The organism is Polaromonas sp. P3_B1 (assembly GCF_056402935.1).
Genome location: NZ_JBFUGK010000035.1, coordinates 1 through 15,289, shown reverse-complemented (window position 1 = coordinate 15,289; position 15,289 = coordinate 1). Strand labels below are relative to the sequence as shown.

Annotated in this window: 15 protein-coding genes; 7 read left to right on the top strand and 8 right to left on the bottom strand. The window is 64.2% G+C overall.

Features of this window, described 5'->3' with window-relative positions:
- A complete protein-coding gene (locus AC1DXS_RS18665; protein WP_477738967.1) occupies positions 1-1,500 on the bottom strand; it encodes an AMP nucleosidase in 1,500 nt (499 codons plus the stop codon).
- 62 nt (positions 1,501-1,562) lie between these two features.
- Here AC1DXS_RS18665 and AC1DXS_RS18660 point away from each other — a divergent pair, with 62 nt between their 5' ends.
- Both AC1DXS_RS18660 and AC1DXS_RS18655 read left to right on the top strand, forming a co-directional pair.
- Positions 1,563-2,921 carry a S1 family peptidase gene (locus AC1DXS_RS18660; RefSeq protein ID WP_477738966.1) on the top strand — a complete coding sequence of 453 codons (1,359 nt, stop codon included), beginning with the start codon at positions 1,563-1,565 and terminating at the stop codon, positions 2,919-2,921.
- Positions 2,918-3,919: an FHA domain-containing protein gene (locus AC1DXS_RS18655; protein WP_477738965.1), complete on the top strand. Its 1,002-nt coding sequence runs from the start codon at positions 2,918-2,920 to the stop codon at positions 3,917-3,919. The genes AC1DXS_RS18660 and AC1DXS_RS18655 overlap by 4 nt, the downstream gene beginning before the upstream one ends.
- A gap of 145 nt (positions 3,920-4,064) precedes the next feature.
- Here AC1DXS_RS18655 and gorA read toward each other — a convergent pair whose 3' ends face one another.
- Positions 4,065-5,435, bottom strand: coding sequence for a glutathione-disulfide reductase (gene gorA / locus AC1DXS_RS18650; protein ID WP_477738964.1), 1,371 nt, complete (start codon positions 5,433-5,435; stop codon positions 4,065-4,067).
- A gap of 55 nt (positions 5,436-5,490) precedes the next feature.
- Positions 5,491-6,381 (bottom strand): LysR family transcriptional regulator, encoded by an 891-nt coding sequence (locus AC1DXS_RS18645; protein ID WP_477738963.1) that lies wholly within the window; start codon positions 6,379-6,381, stop codon positions 5,491-5,493.
- A 143-nt stretch (positions 6,382-6,524) separates the two neighbouring features.
- On the opposite strand from AC1DXS_RS18645, the gene AC1DXS_RS18640 reads away from it, so the two are divergent.
- Together AC1DXS_RS18640 and AC1DXS_RS18635 are read left to right on the top strand one after the other, a co-directional pair.
- Positions 6,525-7,178: a glutathione S-transferase family protein gene (locus AC1DXS_RS18640; protein WP_477738962.1), complete on the top strand. Its 654-nt coding sequence runs from the start codon at positions 6,525-6,527 to the stop codon at positions 7,176-7,178.
- Complete coding sequence (locus tag AC1DXS_RS18635; protein ID WP_477738961.1) at positions 7,175-8,137, top strand: pyridoxamine 5'-phosphate oxidase family protein; 963 nt, start codon at positions 7,175-7,177, stop codon at positions 8,135-8,137. Before AC1DXS_RS18640 ends, AC1DXS_RS18635 begins: the two co-directional genes overlap by 4 nt.
- Before the next feature lie 126 nt (positions 8,138-8,263).
- On the opposite strand, the gene AC1DXS_RS18630 is transcribed toward AC1DXS_RS18635, so the two are convergent.
- Positions 8,264-9,187, bottom strand: a complete 924-nt coding sequence (locus AC1DXS_RS18630; RefSeq protein ID WP_477738960.1) for a LysR substrate-binding domain-containing protein — start codon at positions 9,185-9,187, stop codon at positions 8,264-8,266.
- A 104-nt stretch (positions 9,188-9,291) separates the two neighbouring features.
- On the opposite strand from AC1DXS_RS18630, the gene AC1DXS_RS18625 reads away from it, so the two are divergent.
- A complete protein-coding gene (locus tag AC1DXS_RS18625; RefSeq protein ID WP_477738959.1) occupies positions 9,292-9,561 on the top strand; it encodes a DUF2917 domain-containing protein in 270 nt (89 codons plus the stop codon).
- Complete coding sequence (locus AC1DXS_RS18620; RefSeq protein WP_477738958.1) at positions 9,555-10,340, top strand: crotonase/enoyl-CoA hydratase family protein; 786 nt, start codon at positions 9,555-9,557, stop codon at positions 10,338-10,340. Before AC1DXS_RS18625 ends, AC1DXS_RS18620 begins: the two co-directional genes overlap by 7 nt.
- Before the next feature lie 13 nt (positions 10,341-10,353).
- Here AC1DXS_RS18620 and AC1DXS_RS18615 read toward each other — a convergent pair whose 3' ends face one another.
- The 4 genes from AC1DXS_RS18615 to AC1DXS_RS18600 are packed head-to-tail and all read right to left on the bottom strand — an operon-like array spanning position 10,354 to position 14,281.
- Positions 10,354-11,361, bottom strand: coding sequence for an ABC transporter ATP-binding protein (locus tag AC1DXS_RS18615; RefSeq protein WP_477738957.1), 1,008 nt, complete (start codon positions 11,359-11,361; stop codon positions 10,354-10,356).
- Positions 11,358-12,335, bottom strand: a complete 978-nt coding sequence (locus AC1DXS_RS18610; protein ID WP_477738956.1) for an ABC transporter ATP-binding protein — start codon at positions 12,333-12,335, stop codon at positions 11,358-11,360. The genes AC1DXS_RS18615 and AC1DXS_RS18610 overlap by 4 nt, the downstream gene beginning before the upstream one ends.
- Complete coding sequence (locus tag AC1DXS_RS18605; protein ID WP_477738955.1) at positions 12,332-13,273, bottom strand: ABC transporter permease; 942 nt, start codon at positions 13,271-13,273, stop codon at positions 12,332-12,334. Before AC1DXS_RS18605 ends, AC1DXS_RS18610 begins: the two co-directional genes overlap by 4 nt.
- A 36-nt stretch (positions 13,274-13,309) precedes the next feature.
- Positions 13,310-14,281: an ABC transporter permease gene (locus AC1DXS_RS18600; RefSeq protein WP_477738954.1), complete on the bottom strand. Its 972-nt coding sequence runs from the start codon at positions 14,279-14,281 to the stop codon at positions 13,310-13,312.
- Between the two features lie 477 nt (positions 14,282-14,758).
- Here AC1DXS_RS18600 and AC1DXS_RS18595 point away from each other — a divergent pair.
- Positions 14,759-15,289: porin (locus AC1DXS_RS18595; RefSeq protein WP_477738953.1), on the top strand; the 531-nt coding region annotated here is incomplete at its 3' end.

Genomic DNA, 15,289 nt, shown 5'->3' with positions numbered 1-15,289 from the left:
TTACTGGAAAGCCACTTCCGAAAAACTGCGCAGCTTGCGGCTGTGCAGCTGCGTGATGCCCTCGGCGCGCAGCAGCTCGATGGCGCGTATGCCGATGCGCAGGTGCTGGTCCACGCGCTCGCGGTAGAAGTGATTGGCCATGCCGGGCAGCTTGATCTCGCCGTGCAGCGGCTTGTCGCTCACGCACAGCAGGGTGCCGTAGGGCACGCGAAAGCGAAAGCCATTGGCGGCAATCGTCGCGCTTTCCATGTCCAGCGCCACCGCGCGGCTCTGGCTGAAGCGCCGCTGCGGCTGGTTGCCCGGCAGCAGCTCCCAGTTGCGGTTGTCGGTGGAGGCCACGGTGCCGGTGCGCATGATGCGCTTGAGGTCGGGCCCGACCGCATGGGTCACGTCGGCCACGGCTTTTTCGAGCGCAACCTGGATTTCGGCCAGCGCCGGAATCGGCACCCACAGCGGCAGTTCCTCGTCCAGCACGTGGTCTTCGCGCACATAACCGTGGGCCAGCACGTAGTCGCCCAGCTGCTGGCTGTTGCGCAGGCCGGCGCAGTGGCCCAGCATGACCCAGGCGTGCGGGCGCAGCACGGCGATGTGATCGGTGATGTTCTTGGCGTTGGCCGGGCCCACGCCGATGTTGACCATGGTGATGCCGCTGTGGTCGGCGCGCAGCAGGTGGTAGCCCGGCATCTGCGGCAGGCGCGGCGGCGGAACGCCGAGGTCGTCGCCCTCGGCGGCGGGCAGGCCGGTGCGCCGGGTCACCACATTGCCGGGTTCGATGAAGGCGATGTATTCGCTGTTGGGGTCTGCCATGGCCTCATGGCCCAGGCGCACGAACTCGTCGATATAAAACTGGTAGTTGGTGAACAGCACGAAGTTCTGGAACCAATGCGGCGAGGTGCCGGTGTAGTGGCGCAGGCGCTGCAGCGAATAGTCGACGCGCGCCGCGGTGAACAGTGCCAGCGGCTGCGGCTCGCCGGGCAGGGGCTCATAGGTGCCGTTGGCGATGCCGTCGTCCATCGCGCTCAGGTCGGGCAGGTCGAACACGTCGCGCATCAGCATGCGGCGCGCCGCCGTCATGCTGCCTTCGATGTGGTCGTTCTCCGCGAACGAAAAGTGAATCGGTATCGGCTGCGCGCTGGTGCCGACTTCGAGCTCCACGTCGTGGTTCTGCATCAGCAGGCGGAACTGCTCGAGGTAGTAGTTGCCAAAAAGGTCGGGCCGCGTCAGCGTGGTCTCAAAGCGGCCGGGCCCGGCCACAAAACCGAAGCTCAGCTGCGCAATGTCGGGCGTCTCCAGGATGGCGCGCGCCACCGTGTCGGTGTGTATGCGCACAAAGGGGTAGCAGGCGCGCACATGGCCTGGCAGGGTCTCCCCGGCCACGTAACGCTGCATCGCGTCGCGCAAATGGGAGATCTGCTGGTCGTAAATCGCGCGGACCTGGGCCAGCGCGGCGGCCGGGTCGCTGTAGCGGGTGGGGGCGATGAAGGGTGGGAGATAGGGCATGCCGCCATTGTGCGGCAACTCTTTGGAGGATGTTCTTCATCGCCAGACCCTAGAATGCATCGATGAACCCATCCAAGCCCATCGGGCAACTCTTTGGGCCGCTGCGTGCGATGCTGGGCGCTCTCTTCGTGGCACTGTGCCTTCAGGCCCACGCCCAGGCCCCGGCGCCGGCTCGCGGCGCCACGCCCGCTGCGCCGGCCCAGATCTCCCGTGACGCCCAGCGCGCCTACGAAACCACACGCGACAAGCTGGTGCAGATACGCACCCTGCTGCGCAACTCCAACACCCAGGCCAGCGTGGGCTCGGGCTTTTTTGTCTCGGCCAACGGGCTCATCATCACCAACTTCCATGTGGCCAGCCAGCTCGCGCTGGAGCCCGAACGCTACCGCGGCGTCTATGTGCCGGTGGACGGCAAGGAGGCCGATGTCGAGCTGCTGGCGTTTGACGTGCGCAACGACCTGGCCCTGCTGCGCGTGAAGACGCCCGCCACGGGCATGCCGCAGCTGTCTTTTCGAGGGGCTGAGCGCCCGCTGGCGCGCGGCGAGCGCATCTATTCGCTGGGCAACCCGCTGGATATCGGCTTTGCCGTGACCGAGGGCACTTACAACGGCCTGGTGCAGCGCAGCTTCTACCCGCGCATCTTCTTCGGCGGCGCGCTCAACCCCGGCATGAGCGGCGGCCCCGCGCTTGACGACGCGGGCCAGGTGGTCGGTGTCAATGTCTCCAAGCGGCTGGACGGCGACTTGCTGAGCTTTTTGATTCCCGCCGAATTCGCCCAGGCCCTGCTGGCCAAGGCCGCCTCGGCCCAGCCCATCACCAAGCCCGCGCATGCCGAGGTTGCGCGCCAGCTCGGCGAGCACCAGGCCCTGCTGACGCAGCGCTTTACCGCCGCGCCGCTGACCGCGCAAAAGCACGGCGGCTACAGCGTGCCGGTGCCTGACGACGCGCTGGCCCGCTGCTGGGGCCGAGGGCGCGAGCCCGACTTCAAGGCCTTCGACCTGGAACGCACCGACTGCCAGATCGACAGCCATGTGTACGCCGGCGATTTCAACACCGGCTACATACGCCTGCGCTACGAGGCCTACAACGCACCCAAGCTCGGGCCGCTGCGCTTTTCCGCGATGTATTCGCAAAGTTTTGGCAATGAATACTTCGCCACACGCGGCTCGCGCAAGGCCACACCCGCCGAGTGTTCCGAGCGCTTTATTGAAACCGGCGGCATGCCCATGCGGGCCGTGGTCTGCATGAGCGCCTACCGCAAGCTGCCGGGGCTTTACGACGTGTCGGTGCTGACCATGTCGGTCAATCAGTCCACACGCGGTGTGCAGGGGCGCATGGACGCGCAGGGCGTGAGTTTCGACAACGGCCTCAAGCTGGTCGCGCATTACCTGGCCGGCTTCAAGTGGGAGGCCGCCAAATGAGCGCCGCTCCCATCCTGGGCCTGCTGCAGGCCACCGACCGAACCGGCGCCATGGTCGGCCGCCTTGAGGTTCGGCACTGGCCCGTCACCGTGGGCCGAGCGCTCACGGCCGACCTGGTGCTGGACGACAGCCATGTGGCCGGTGAACACCTGCGCATCAACCGCACGCCCGAGGACGGCGTCACCGTGCAGGTGCTGGACAGCGTCAACGGCGTGGCGCTGGGCCGCGCCCGGCACGGGCGCGATGCGCAATTCAACTGGCCGGCCGGCGAAGCGCTGGCGCTGGGCCGCCTCAAGCTGGGCCTGCGCCTGGCCGAGGAGCCGGTGGCGGCCGAGGAGCTGCTGCCGCATTTCCCCTGGCGCACCACCGGCTGGACGCTGCTGGCCCTGGCCGGCATGCTCGCCCTGGTGCTGATCCAGTCCTGGCTCACGCTGACCGAGCCTTCGCAGTTCGCGCGGCAGCTGCCCGGCCTGCTGGGCTGGGTGGTGCTGGCGTTCGCTGTCTGGGCGGGGCTGTGGGCCCTGGCCACCAAGCTGTTCACCGGCCACCTGCAGTTCTGGCGCCATGTGCGCATCGCCTGCTTCAGTTCGCTCGCGGTGCAGGCGGTGTCCACCCTGGCCGGCCTGCTGGCTTTTATGTTCTCCCTCGAAAGCCTGTCGCGTTTTGAGGGGCTCATGCTGCTGCTGGGCGTCGCGGCCACCATCTATGTGCACCTCACGGTCATCGCTCCGCAGCGGCGCCGGGGCGTCGCCTTGCTGATGGCTGGCATCGCCGTGCTCGGAACGGTCGCCCTGCTGGGCACCACCTGGCTGCAGAACAAGCGCCTGTCCAACAAGCTGTACATGTCCACCATTTACCCGCCCTCGCTGCGTGTGGCGCCCGCGGTGCCGGTGCCGCAGTTTCTGGATGAGGCGGGGTCGATTCGCAAGCGGCTGGATGAGCGGCTCAAAGATCGTGAGCCGGACTCGGATACGCCGGAGGATCCGGACGCGGACTGATATTGTTTTCGTAACCCAGGCCCTCACACCGTTCGGGCTGAGCTTGTCGAAGCCTCTGCACCATTGGAGCCGGGGCTTTTGGATCCGCTCTGCTTGAGCCGGCCCTTCGACAAGCTCAGGGCGAACGGTCGTTAAGTCTCCAGCGTTATTTGCCGACCGGCTCCCGCATGGTCACAAACTCTTCCGCGACGGTCGGGTGGATCCCAATCGTGCTGTCAAAAATCGCCTTGGTCGCGCCGGCCTTCATGGCCACGGCAAAACCCTGGACAATCTCGCCGGCGTCCGGGCCCACCATGTGCAGGCCCACCACGCGGTCGGTGGCGTCCTCGACCAGCAGCTTCATCAGCGTGCGCTCGGTGCTGCCGCTCAGGGTGTGCTTGAGCGCCTTGAAGTCGGCGCGGAAGACTGTGACCTTGCCGAATTTGGCGCGTGCGTCGGTCTCTGAATAACCGACGGTGCCGATGTTGGGGTGGGTGAAGACGGCGGTCGGCACAAATTCATAACTCATGTTGCGCGGCTTCTTGCCGGCGGCCGGACCGAAGAGCTGGTCCACCACCACCATGGCTTCACCCAGCGCCACCGGCGTCAGCTGCAGGCGCGCCGTCACGTCGCCCAGCGCGTAGATGGAGGGCACCGAGGTCTGGTAGTGCTCGTTGACCTGAATCGCGCCGGCCGCATTCACCGCCACACCCACGGTTTCCAGGCCTATGCCGTTCGCATTCGGTATGCGGCCGGTGGCGTAGAGCACCGCATCCACCTCCAGGCCGGTGCCGCCACCCTTGAATTCAATCTGCAGGCCGGTATCCGTCTTGGTGATGGACGCCACTTCGCTGCCCAGCTTCAGCGTGATGCCGGTCTTGCCCATCTCGGCCGCGATAAAGCGGCGCACGTCCTCGTCAAAACCCGTGAGCAGCATGTCGCGGCGGTGCACCTGCGTCACTTCCGAGCCCAGGCCGTTGAAGATGGAGGCAAACTCGCAGGCGATGTAGCCGCCGCCCACCACCATCAGGCGTTTGGGGAAAGGGCTGAGGTCGAACATGTGGTCTGACGTCAGCACATGCTCGCGGCCCGGCAGCGCCGGCACGGTGGGAGTGCCGCCGGTGGAGACCAGGATGTGTTTGGCCGTGAACTTCTGGTCGTCGACTTCTATGGTGTGCTCGTCAAGCAGCCGGGCCCAGCCCTTGATGATCTTCACGCCCGCGCTTTCGAGCAACTGCGTATAGATGCCATTGAGCCGTGAGATTTCCCGCGCGCGGTTGGCCTTCAGGATGTCCCAGTCGAACTTCGGCGCTTCGCCCACCCAGCCGAAGCCGTGCGATTCTTCAAAACTGTCGCCGTAGTGGGCGGCGTAGCTGTAGAGCTTTTTCGGGATGCAACCCACGTTCACGCAGGTGCCGCCCATGGCCGCGACTTCGGCCAGGCCCACGCGCGCGCCGCGCTGGGCCGACATGCGCGCGGCGCGCACGCCGCCGCTGCCGCCGCCGATCACAAAAAGGTCAAAGTCAAAATTCTGCATACGCTGTATTCCTGGTTTTTCTGTCTGGCTGTTTGACCGCCTCATTGCCTGGTGGTCAGGACTGGAACTCCCTCAGTTCCTGTTTCATCCACTCGATGAACACCCGGGTGCGCGTGGGCAGCAGCCTTGCGTGGGGGTAGACCACGTTGATGGGCCGAGGCGGGGGTTCGAAATCCTCCAGCACGGTGCGCAGCTGTTTGGTCTGCAAGAACGGCGCCACCTGGTAGGAGAAAAACGAACCGAAACCCGCGCCCGACGCGCACGCCGCCACGGCCGGCGCAATCTGGTTGAACTCCAGATTACCACTGACCGCAAGACGCAGCGGCCGGCCCTGGTCATTGAACGGGCCCCATGTGGGGGAATGGTCGGTCACGCGCACGCAGTTGGCCTTGAGCAGCTCTTTCGGGTGTTTGGGCACGCCATGGCGGCGCAGCCAGGCCGGGCTGGCCACCACCAGGCGGCGTATCTGGCCCACCTTCTGCGCCACCAGGCTGGAGTCCTCGGGTTCGCCTATGCGTATGCCCACGTCTATGCCTTCTTCCAGCAGGTTGACCACACGGTCCAGCAGCACCATGGAGCAGCGCATCTTCTCGTGCTGCTGCACAAAACGCGTGACGGCGGGCGCCACATGCATTTGCCCGAACAGCATGGGCGCGGTGATGGTCAGGTGGCCCGCAGGCTCGGCCGCATCGGCGGAAAGCGCCGCCTCGGCATCGGCCAGCGCGGCCAGCAGCTGGCGGCAGCTCTCCAGGTGGCGCCTGCCTTCCTCTGTCAGCGAAATGCGCCGCGTCGTGCGGTTGAAAAGCCGCACGCCCAGCTGCGCTTCGAAGCCGGCCAGCGTGCGCACCATGGCCGGCAGGGATGACTCCATGACTTGGGCCGCGGCCGTGAGGCTGCCTTGTTCGGCAATGTGAATAAAGGCCTGCATGGCTTTGAGTTTGTCCATGGGCGGGATGCTACGCCTGTGGCGGCCATTAATCCAGTTAATGGATTAGTTAAATACGAAAAAGGCCATTTATTCAGGATAACGGTTCAAACAGAATCCATCCCAGAGATTTCTTCTTGCCTGCAACCCACCGAAAGCCCACCATGAGCACACCCTCCGCCAAAGCCCAGCCCGCGCAGCCCATACGCCTGTACCGCGTCGCCATCTCCGGCCACTCGCACCGGGTGGAGCTCTTCCTCTCGCTGCTGGGCCTGCCCTTCGAGCGCATCGAGATCGACCTGGCCGCCAAGGGGCACAAGACGCCGGCCTTTCTGGCCATGAACGCCTTCGGCCAGGTCCCGGTGATCCAGGATGGTGACATCACGCTGGCCGATTCGAATGCCATCCTGGTCTACCTCAATGCGCGTTACGCGCCGGATGCTGAGCAGTGGTTGCCGCGCGACCCCTTGGCCGCGGCGTCGGTGCAGCGCTGGTTGTCGGTGGCAGCGGGGCAACTCGCCTATGGTCCAGCGGCCGCGCGTGTCGTCCAGCTGTTCAAGCGCCCCGAAAACCCCGAAGCCATTGAGCGCGCACACGCGCTGTTCGCGGTGATGGAGCAGCAAGTGGGCCAGTCGGCTTTTCTCGCGGGCAGCACGCCCACGTTGGCCGACATCGCCAACTACAGCTATTCGGCGCATGCGCCCGAGGGCAAGGTCTCGCTGGAAGCCTACCCGCGGATACGCGCCTGGCTGGCTCGCATCGAGGCCTTGCCGCGCTTTGTGCCCATGGTCAGGACACCGATTGGGTTGGCCGCATGAACGCCCCGGCTTTTCATGAAGGCGAACGTGCCGCGCAGGCGCGCGTGGGAGCGGCCGTGCGCGAGCGCATGGCGGAAATCGGCCCGCGCGTGATCCGCGACTTCATGCCCGACCAGCACCGCGAGTTCTTTGAACAACTGCCCTTCGTCATCGCCGGCACGGTGGATGCTGACGGCCAGCCTTGGGCCTCGGTGCTGGCCCAGCCGCCGGGTTTTATCCATTCACCCGATGCGCGCCATTTGACTTTGCATGCACAGCCGCTGGCCGGCGACCCTCTGCAAGGCACGCTGGTTGACGGCGCAGCGATAGGCCTGCTCGGCATAGAGCCGCACACACGCCGGCGCAACCGCATGAACGGCACGGTCCGCGGTGTCAATGCCGAAGGCTTTGCGGTGGAGCTGAGCCAGAGCTTTGGCAACTGCCCCAAATACATCCAGGCGCGCGAGCCGGTCTATGTGGAGCGTCCCGCATCGGAAGCGGGGCCGGTGGTACACGAGTCTGCGCAGCTCGACGACGACGCGCGCCGCATCATCGTGCAGGCAGACACCCTGTTCATCGCCACTGCGTATGCAGGCGACAAGGCCCAGGCCGGCCGCGCCGGCGGTGTGGACGTCTCGCATCGCGGCGGCAAGCCCGGCTTTGTGCGCGTCGAAGCCGACGGCACGCTGACGGTGCCGGACTTTGTCGGCAACTACTTCTTCAACACCCTGGGCAACCTGGTGGTGAACCCGCGCGCCGGCCTGCTGTTCATCGACTTCGACACCGGCGATTTGCTCTACCTGGCAGTCACGGCCGACATCATCTGGGACGGCCCCGAGGTGGATGCTTTTGCCGGCGCGCAGCGCCTGATGCGATTCAAGGTGCAGTCCATGCGCCTCGTCGAATCTTCCTTGCCGCTGCGTTGGGGTGAGGCGGAGTTGTCGCCTGTGCTGGAAGCGACGGGCGCCTGGGTTGATTGATATGTGTATAAGTCGCCAGAAGTCTTACTGCCGTTCGCCCTGAGCTTGTCGAAGGGCTTCGACAAGCTCAGCCCGAACGGTTGCTGTTCTGCATGGCGAAAACTCAACAAGTGTCATATGCAGGCTTCAACCAATCGCTTCGAGCGCCAGTTCGCGCTCCAGCCAGGCGCGGAATTTCTGCACCGCCGGCCGTTCCGCGCTGTGGGCCGAGGTGATGATGCGGTAGCCCAGGCCGTCCACCGTCTGGCCCGGCAAGACCACCGTGAGCTGGCCGCCGCGCAGCAGCGGCAGCACCAGCGGCGTGCGGCCTATGGCGATGCCGCCACCCTGCACGGCCGCGTTCAGCACATGCTCGTACTGCGAAAAATACAGGCAGGGCTGCTGCGCCGATTGTTTTAAACCCAGGCGCTGATACCAGTCCGGCCACGACATCCAGGGGAAACGTGTGGCCGGGTCGTAATACACCAGCAGCGGTGTGCGCGCGATGTCAGCCGCTGAACGGATGCGCTCCGCGACGGCCGGCGCCGCGACCAGCAAGGCCTGCTCCTGCAGCAAGGGCGGCGGGTCTTCGCCACCCGGCACGACGGGATAAAGCCGCACGGCCAGGTCCATGCCCTCACGCTCCAGGTTGACGCGCGCTTCCGAGGCGTCGACACGCACGTCGATGGCCGGCTCCAGTTGCTGGAATTTCGCCAGCTTGGGCGCCAGCCACAGCGCTGCAAAAGAGGGCGTGGTGGTGACCGCCACCGACACCCTGTCCACCGCCAGCAGGCGGTCCACGGCCGAGGCCAACTGCCCCAGTGCCGCGCGCGCCGCCTCATACAGCTCGCGTCCTTGCGGCGTGAGGCTCAAACCTTTTCCGCCGCGCAGGAACAGCGGCGCGCCCAGCGCGTCCTCCAGGCTTTTGACCTGCTTGCTGACCGCCGATTGCGTGATGCACAGCTCCTCGGCCGCCGCGGTAAAGCTCAGGTGGCGCGCCGCGGATTCAAAGCCGCGTATCGCGTCCAGCGACATGGCGCGCAGTGCGTGGGAAGAGGATGGGTTCAGCATGGCATGAACAACATGAGTGAAAGGAATACCCCGGATGACAAACCATCCGGCCGCTGGGGCCGGTTCCAAAGAAGAATCAAACCACACTTTCCAAGGAGTCCGCCATGCATGCCCCCCAAATCCCGCAAACCCCGCTCAAGCTCGGGCCCATCCCGGAGCGCTTTCGACTGCCGCGCGGCCAGGCCCTGGCCTGCACCGCTGGTTGCCTGTGGATCACCAGCGACGCTTTAGCTGGACTTCGCGACAGCGACATCGTGCTGGAAAGCGGCCAGTCTTTTGTCACGCCACAAGCCGCAACTTATTTTGTCGGCGCGCCACGCGGCAGCGGCGTGCTGTCGTTCTTGCCCGCAACCCTGCTGGAGACCGCATGCTGATAGAAACCGGACGCCACGGCCAACACATGGTGCTTACCCTGAACCGGCCCGAAAAACTCAATGCCCTGAGCTATGCCTTGATCGACGAACTCATGGACAGGCTGGATGCGCTGGAACGCGACGACAGCGTGCGCTGCCTGGTGCTGACGGGGCAGGGCAACAAGGCCTTCAGTGCGGGCGCCGACATCGCGGGCTTCGCGCCGGACATTGCCATGTCTCCAGAAGTAGCGCATCGCAACTTTGTGATGCGCGGCCAGGCCATGACGCGCCGCATCGAAAACTACCCCAAGCCCATCATCGCAGCCGTCAACGGCATCGCCTTTGGCGGCGGCTGCGAAACCATGGAGGCCTGCAGCCTTGCAATTGCAGCGGAACACGCCAGCTTCGCCAAGCCCGAAATCCGCCTCGGCTTCCCACCGCCGTTTGGCGGCACACAGCGCCTGCCGCGCCACATAGGCCGCAAGCGCGCCAATGAAATGATCCTCACCGGCGACGCCATCAGCGCGGAGGAAGCGCTGCTGATAGGCCTCATCAACCACGTGGTGCCGGCCCATGAGCTGCTGCCGGCCTGTTTGCGCATGGCCGACCGCATCGCCGAAAACCCCGCCGTGGCGGTGACGGCCTCACTGCGCGCCGTGACGCGCGGCCTGAATGTCTCCATCGACGAAGGCCTGGCGATTGAGGCCGCGCAGTTCATGGTCGCGGCGGCTTCGCGCGATGCGCGCGAGGGAACGGCTGCGTTTGTGGAGAAGCGGCCCGCGGTGTTTGAGCACCGCTGAGCCGACCAAACTCTCAGCCTGCCTCGGCGACCCTCGGTGTGGTGGTATTCAAGTGGCAGGCCGATATCTGCGATGCGGCAACCTCGATCAGGGCCGGCCTGACTTCCCGGCAGACGGGCATGACATGCGGGCACCGGGGATGGAATGCGCAGCCGCTGGGAACGTTCAAGGGGCTGGGCATCTCACCCGCTATGGGCTTGTAGGTCAGCGGCTTCGCGTCCATGCGCGGCGCGTCGGCAATGAGTGCCCGGGTGTAGGGATGGTTAGGCCGACTGAAGAGAACTTCCGTCTTGGCCAGTTCCACAATGCGGCCCAGGTACATGATGGCCACCCGGTCGGCGATGTACTCCACCACGGCCAGGTTGTGGCTGATGAACAGGTAGGCGAGGTTCTGTTCGCGCCTGAGCTTCTGGAAGAGGTTGAGGACCTGCGCCTGGATCGAGACATCGAGCGCCGAAACAGCTTCGTCACAAACGACAAGCGAAGGTTTGAGGGCCAGCGCCCTCGCTATCGCGATGCGCTGCCGCTGCCCGCCCGAAAACTGGTGGGGATATCGTTCCCCGTAACTGGCGTCCAGCCCCACCTGCTGCAGCAGGCCTTTGACGAACGGGTCTTTGTCTTTCGCGGAAACCAGCCCATGGTAGACGGCCGCTTCACTCAGGAGCTGGTCGACGCGCAGCCGGGGATTGAGCGAGCCATAAGGATTCTGGAACACCATCTGCACATTGCGGTGGACATCGGAGAAATACGGTTTGCCCGGGACTTGGTGCACCATGACATTGCCTGCGGAAGGCTCCAGGATTCCCGCGGCAATCCGGCCAAATGTCGACTTGCCGCAGCCCGATTCCCCGACAAGGCCGACCACCTCTCCCGCGTCGACCTGCAGGCTGATCTCGCTCACAGCGGCCACCTGCCTGGGAAGCTTGCGGGAAAGCTTCAGCTTGTGCGCCAGCTTCCCGCTCCAGGTCTGCGGGGCGCCAAACCGTTTCGAGACATTGACTGCTTCAAATATCGTGGTCATAGGGTGTCAGCCGTGAAGAGAGGGTGAAAGCAAAGGAAGGTCCGGTCGTCCGTGCGGATCTGCCCGGGCGTTTTTCCGCAGGCCTCTGTTGCCCGGTTGCATCGGGGAGCGAAGGCGCAGCCCGGCGGCAAATCCAGCAAGGGCGGCGTGCTGCCCCGAATGGGCTTGAGCAGAGAGCCCCGGTCCTGGGACTTCGGCAGGGAGTCGATCAGTCCGCGGGTGTAGGGATGCCTTGGCGAGCGGATCACGTCGGCGACCGCGCCTTTTTCAACGATGCGGCCCGCGTACATCACGCACACCTCGTCCGCGAGGTCCTTCACCACACTCAGGTCATGGGTGATCCATACCAGGCCCGTGCCGCGCTCCTTGGTGAGTTTGCGGATCTGGTAGAGGATCTGCGCCTGGATCGTCACGTCAAGGGCGGTGGTCGGCTCATCGGCAATGATGACCGCCGGCTCGTTGACGATGGCGTTGGCAATGGCGATGCGTTGGCGCATGCCGCCCGACAGCTCATGCGGGTAGGCTCGCATACGTTCAGCCGGCGCCGGAATCCCGACCGCGGCCAGGGCGGCGCAAGCCCGCTCCCTAGCCGCCGAGGCGGAAACCTTGTCATGGATGCGTATGGTTTCGGTGATCTGGTCACCCACCCGGATGACGGGATTGAGCGACATCATGGGGTCCTGGAAGACCATGGCCATCTCTTTGCCGCGGATCCTGTTCCACTCGCCGGCGGAGGCTGCGCGTATGTTTTTTCCGCGAAGAAGGACTTCACCGGCGACCACGCGCCCCGGTGGATCCACCAGGTTCATCAGGGACATGGCCGTGACGGATTTCCCCGAACCCGACTCACCCACCAGCGCGAGTATTTGCCCCTGCTCGACCGAGAAGGAAACATCGTTCACCGCCTTGGCGATGCCGGCCTTGGTCTCGAAATGGGTCGTCAACCCGCTGACCTTCAGTGCTGTTGTGCTCATACCTGGTCCAGCTTGGGGTTAAAAACGACGCGCAGGCGATCCCCGATAAGGTTGATGGCCCCGACCAGCAGCACCAGTGCTATTCCCGGGTACACCGATATCCAGTACTTGTTGGTCAGCATGTATTCAAAACCGTTGGCGATCAGAAGGCCGAGGGAGGGTTCCGTCTGGGGCAGGCCAATTCCCAGGAAACTCATCGTTGCCTCCAGGCTGATCGCGTGCGCCGTTTGAAGCGTTCCGGTCACGATCAGCGTGCCCATGCAATTGGGCAGCACGTGCCGGAACATGATTCGCCCGGCGGGCAGGCCTTGCCCCATCGCCGCTTCCACATACTCTTTTTGCTGTTCCACCAGTGCGGCGCCGCGCACATTCCTCGCGTAGTATGCCCACTGGACGATGATCAGTGCGAGCAGGGTTTTGTCCACGCCCTGGCCCAGCGATGCCAGGAGCACCAGCGCGACCAGGATCGCCGGCAGGCTCAACTGCAGATCCACGATTCGCATCAGGAAAGCGTCAACCCGCCCGCCGAAGAAGGCGGCCACCAGCCCCACGGTGGTTCCTATGCAAAGTGCTGCCATGGCGCTGAGCAGCCCGACGGCCATGCTGATGCGCAACCCGTAGAAGATTGCGCTCAGCAGGTCTCTTCCGGCGCCGTCGGTTCCGAGCACATGCAGCATCCCGGATGCTTCGCTGCGCGCGCCCGGCGGGAGCTCCGCGTCTACGATCGAAACGGAAGCCAGGTCGTAAGGGTTTTGCGGGGAGAGGAGCGGTGCTCCCGATGCCACGACGAATAGCAATGCGAATACCAGGAGCGCGACCGCCGCTATCTTGCTGAGAAGAAATTGCCGCCTGATCCGGCTCCACGGCGTTTGCGGCGGTGGCGGCACGGCCGCGCCCGCCGCTGCTTCCTGGGGGTTCAATGTGTCGGTTTTGATCATGGTTGTCTCTGCGGTTTTGCGTTTTTGAGTTTTGTTTTATTTGCTGCGGCCCCGGAGCCGTGGATCCAGAATCACATACAGCAGATCGACGACAAGGTTGATGGACACCACCAGCAGGACGGTGACCATCAGGTAGGCCACCACCACCGGCCTGTCGAGATGGAGGATCGAATCAATGATGAGTTTGCCCATGCCCGGCCATGCGAACACCGATTCGGTGACCACGGAAAAAGCAATGAGGTGGCCGAACTCCAGCCCGACGGCGGTGACCACGGGGATCATCACGTTCGGTGCGATGTGCCTTGCCAGCAGCCTCAATCCGGAGACGCCTTTGGCGCGCGCGAAGCGCACGTACTCTTGCTGCACCACATCCCTTGCGCCGGTTTCAGTGAGGCGGATCACCATGGAAATCTGGAATATGGCAAGCGTCATCGCCGGCAGGATCATGTGCTTGAGGCCGTCCCATGTCATGAAGCTGAAGGCGATGCCGAACAAGGGCTCCGTATCGCCCCGCCCACCTGAGGGCAGCCATCCGAGGTTCACCGAAAAAATCAGGATGAGGATGAGCCCCTTCCAGAACGTGGGAATGGTGACTCCCGCGATCGAGAACCCCGCAATGAGTTTGTGGGCCCAGGAGTGCGGCATCAAGCCCGCCACCAGTCCCAGGGGAATGCCGATGGCCAGCGCCAGTATCAGCGCGACAAATGCCATCTCAAGCGTTGCCGGCATGCGCTCCAGAACAATGGCCAGCGCCGGCCGGTTGAAAACAAACGATCGGCCCAGGTCCCCTTCGGCCGCATGTTTCACGAACAGCGCGTACTGCTCATAGACCGGACGGTCCAGGCCCAGGCTTCGCGCCGCGGCATCCACTTCTTCCGTGGAGGCATTCGGGCTCACAAGAAGGTGGATGGGATCGCCAATGAGGTGGATGCCGGTGAACGCGATGGCGGACATGAGCGCCACCACGATCAGGCTGTCGCGCATCCGCTGGAGTAAAGGTCCCAACATCAGATTGCATCCTTGTCTCTTGCCGCGAGGCGGGCCGGGTGGCCCGTGCATCGCGCGCCGATTTGCCTGGGTCCGCGATCTCCATCCGGGGAGACCGCAAGAGCCCCTCTATTGCACGTCACTTCCATCAAAAACTCCAGTAAACGGGAGGACTCCCGTTGCTATCCACGCTCGCACAGGGGCTCTCACAAAGCCTCGCAAGTTGGGGGCCACCCCACGTTTTGCGAGCTTTCATCCTGTGCATTCGCAGCAACGCCGCCGCGAAATTTCTTGACAGTCATCACCGCTTCATGGTCTAGTTGTAACGCTGTTTGATACAGTGTATCGCTAGTCAATACAAAAAACAAGCAACTTTTTCAGTAATTCGAAGGTCGGCGAGGAGGGACGTTGGACAGACCAGGGCGAACGTCGCCCGCAAAAAAACATGCGGCGAGAGCTTGTTGCCTCGCCATCCACCAAACTTTTCAGGAGTGAGAAATGAAATTGAAAATGGTCTGCCTGGCTGCTGTGGCCGCCGGCGCAATAACACCCGTGGCCGCACTGGCGCAAAGCACGGTGACGATTTACGGAAGAATGGACACGAGCTTTGAGAACTCCAAGACCGGCTCCCTCTCCCAGACACAGATGACAGGCAATGCCTCGCGGCTCGGCTTCAAGGGGGTCGAAGACCTGGGTGGCAACCTCAAGGTCCTCTTTGGTCTGGAGATGGGAATCTCTTCCGACACGGGGGCGTCGAGCACGCCGATGTACCGCAATTCTTATGTGGGAATCGGCGGCGACTTCGGCGTCGTCAACATCGGCCGCATCGACTCCGCCGCGCCCAGCCGCACGCCGATCTACGCAATCCTGGGCCGCAATGTGGAGTATGTGATCCACGACGCGGGCGCTACCGCGATCGGCACCTCCATCTTCAATGCGCGCACGCGTGTTTCGAACGCCATTGGCTATGCCAGTCCGGTGATCGGCAATTTTGTGTTCCGCGCCGGCCATTACCTCAACGGTGAAGGC

Coding starts and splice junctions, on each gene's coding strand:
- AC1DXS_RS18620 (WP_477738958.1), top strand. CDS start 9,555: ATGCTGATAGAAACCGGACGCCACGGCCAACACATGGTGCTTACCCTG.
- gorA (WP_477738964.1), bottom strand. CDS start 5,435: ATGCAGAATTTTGACTTTGACCTTTTTGTGATCGGCGGCGGCAGCGGC.
- AC1DXS_RS18630 (WP_477738960.1), bottom strand. CDS start 9,187: ATGCTGAACCCATCCTCTTCCCACGCACTGCGCGCCATGTCGCTGGAC.
- AC1DXS_RS18635 (WP_477738961.1), top strand. CDS start 7,175: ATGAACGCCCCGGCTTTTCATGAAGGCGAACGTGCCGCGCAGGCGCGC.
- AC1DXS_RS18655 (WP_477738965.1), top strand. CDS start 2,918: ATGAGCGCCGCTCCCATCCTGGGCCTGCTGCAGGCCACCGACCGAACC.
- AC1DXS_RS18640 (WP_477738962.1), top strand. CDS start 6,525: ATGAGCACACCCTCCGCCAAAGCCCAGCCCGCGCAGCCCATACGCCTG.
- AC1DXS_RS18660 (WP_477738966.1), top strand. CDS start 1,563: ATGAACCCATCCAAGCCCATCGGGCAACTCTTTGGGCCGCTGCGTGCG.
- AC1DXS_RS18605 (WP_477738955.1), bottom strand. CDS start 13,273: ATGATCAAAACCGACACATTGAACCCCCAGGAAGCAGCGGCGGGCGCG.
- AC1DXS_RS18600 (WP_477738954.1), bottom strand. CDS start 14,281: ATGTTGGGACCTTTACTCCAGCGGATGCGCGACAGCCTGATCGTGGTG.
- AC1DXS_RS18615 (WP_477738957.1), bottom strand. CDS start 11,361: ATGACCACGATATTTGAAGCAGTCAATGTCTCGAAACGGTTTGGCGCC.
- AC1DXS_RS18645 (WP_477738963.1), bottom strand. CDS start 6,381: ATGGACAAACTCAAAGCCATGCAGGCCTTTATTCACATTGCCGAACAA.
- AC1DXS_RS18610 (WP_477738956.1), bottom strand. CDS start 12,335: ATGAGCACAACAGCACTGAAGGTCAGCGGGTTGACGACCCATTTCGAG.
- AC1DXS_RS18665 (WP_477738967.1), bottom strand. CDS start 1,500: ATGCCCTATCTCCCACCCTTCATCGCCCCCACCCGCTACAGCGACCCG.
- AC1DXS_RS18625 (WP_477738959.1), top strand. CDS start 9,292: ATGCATGCCCCCCAAATCCCGCAAACCCCGCTCAAGCTCGGGCCCATC.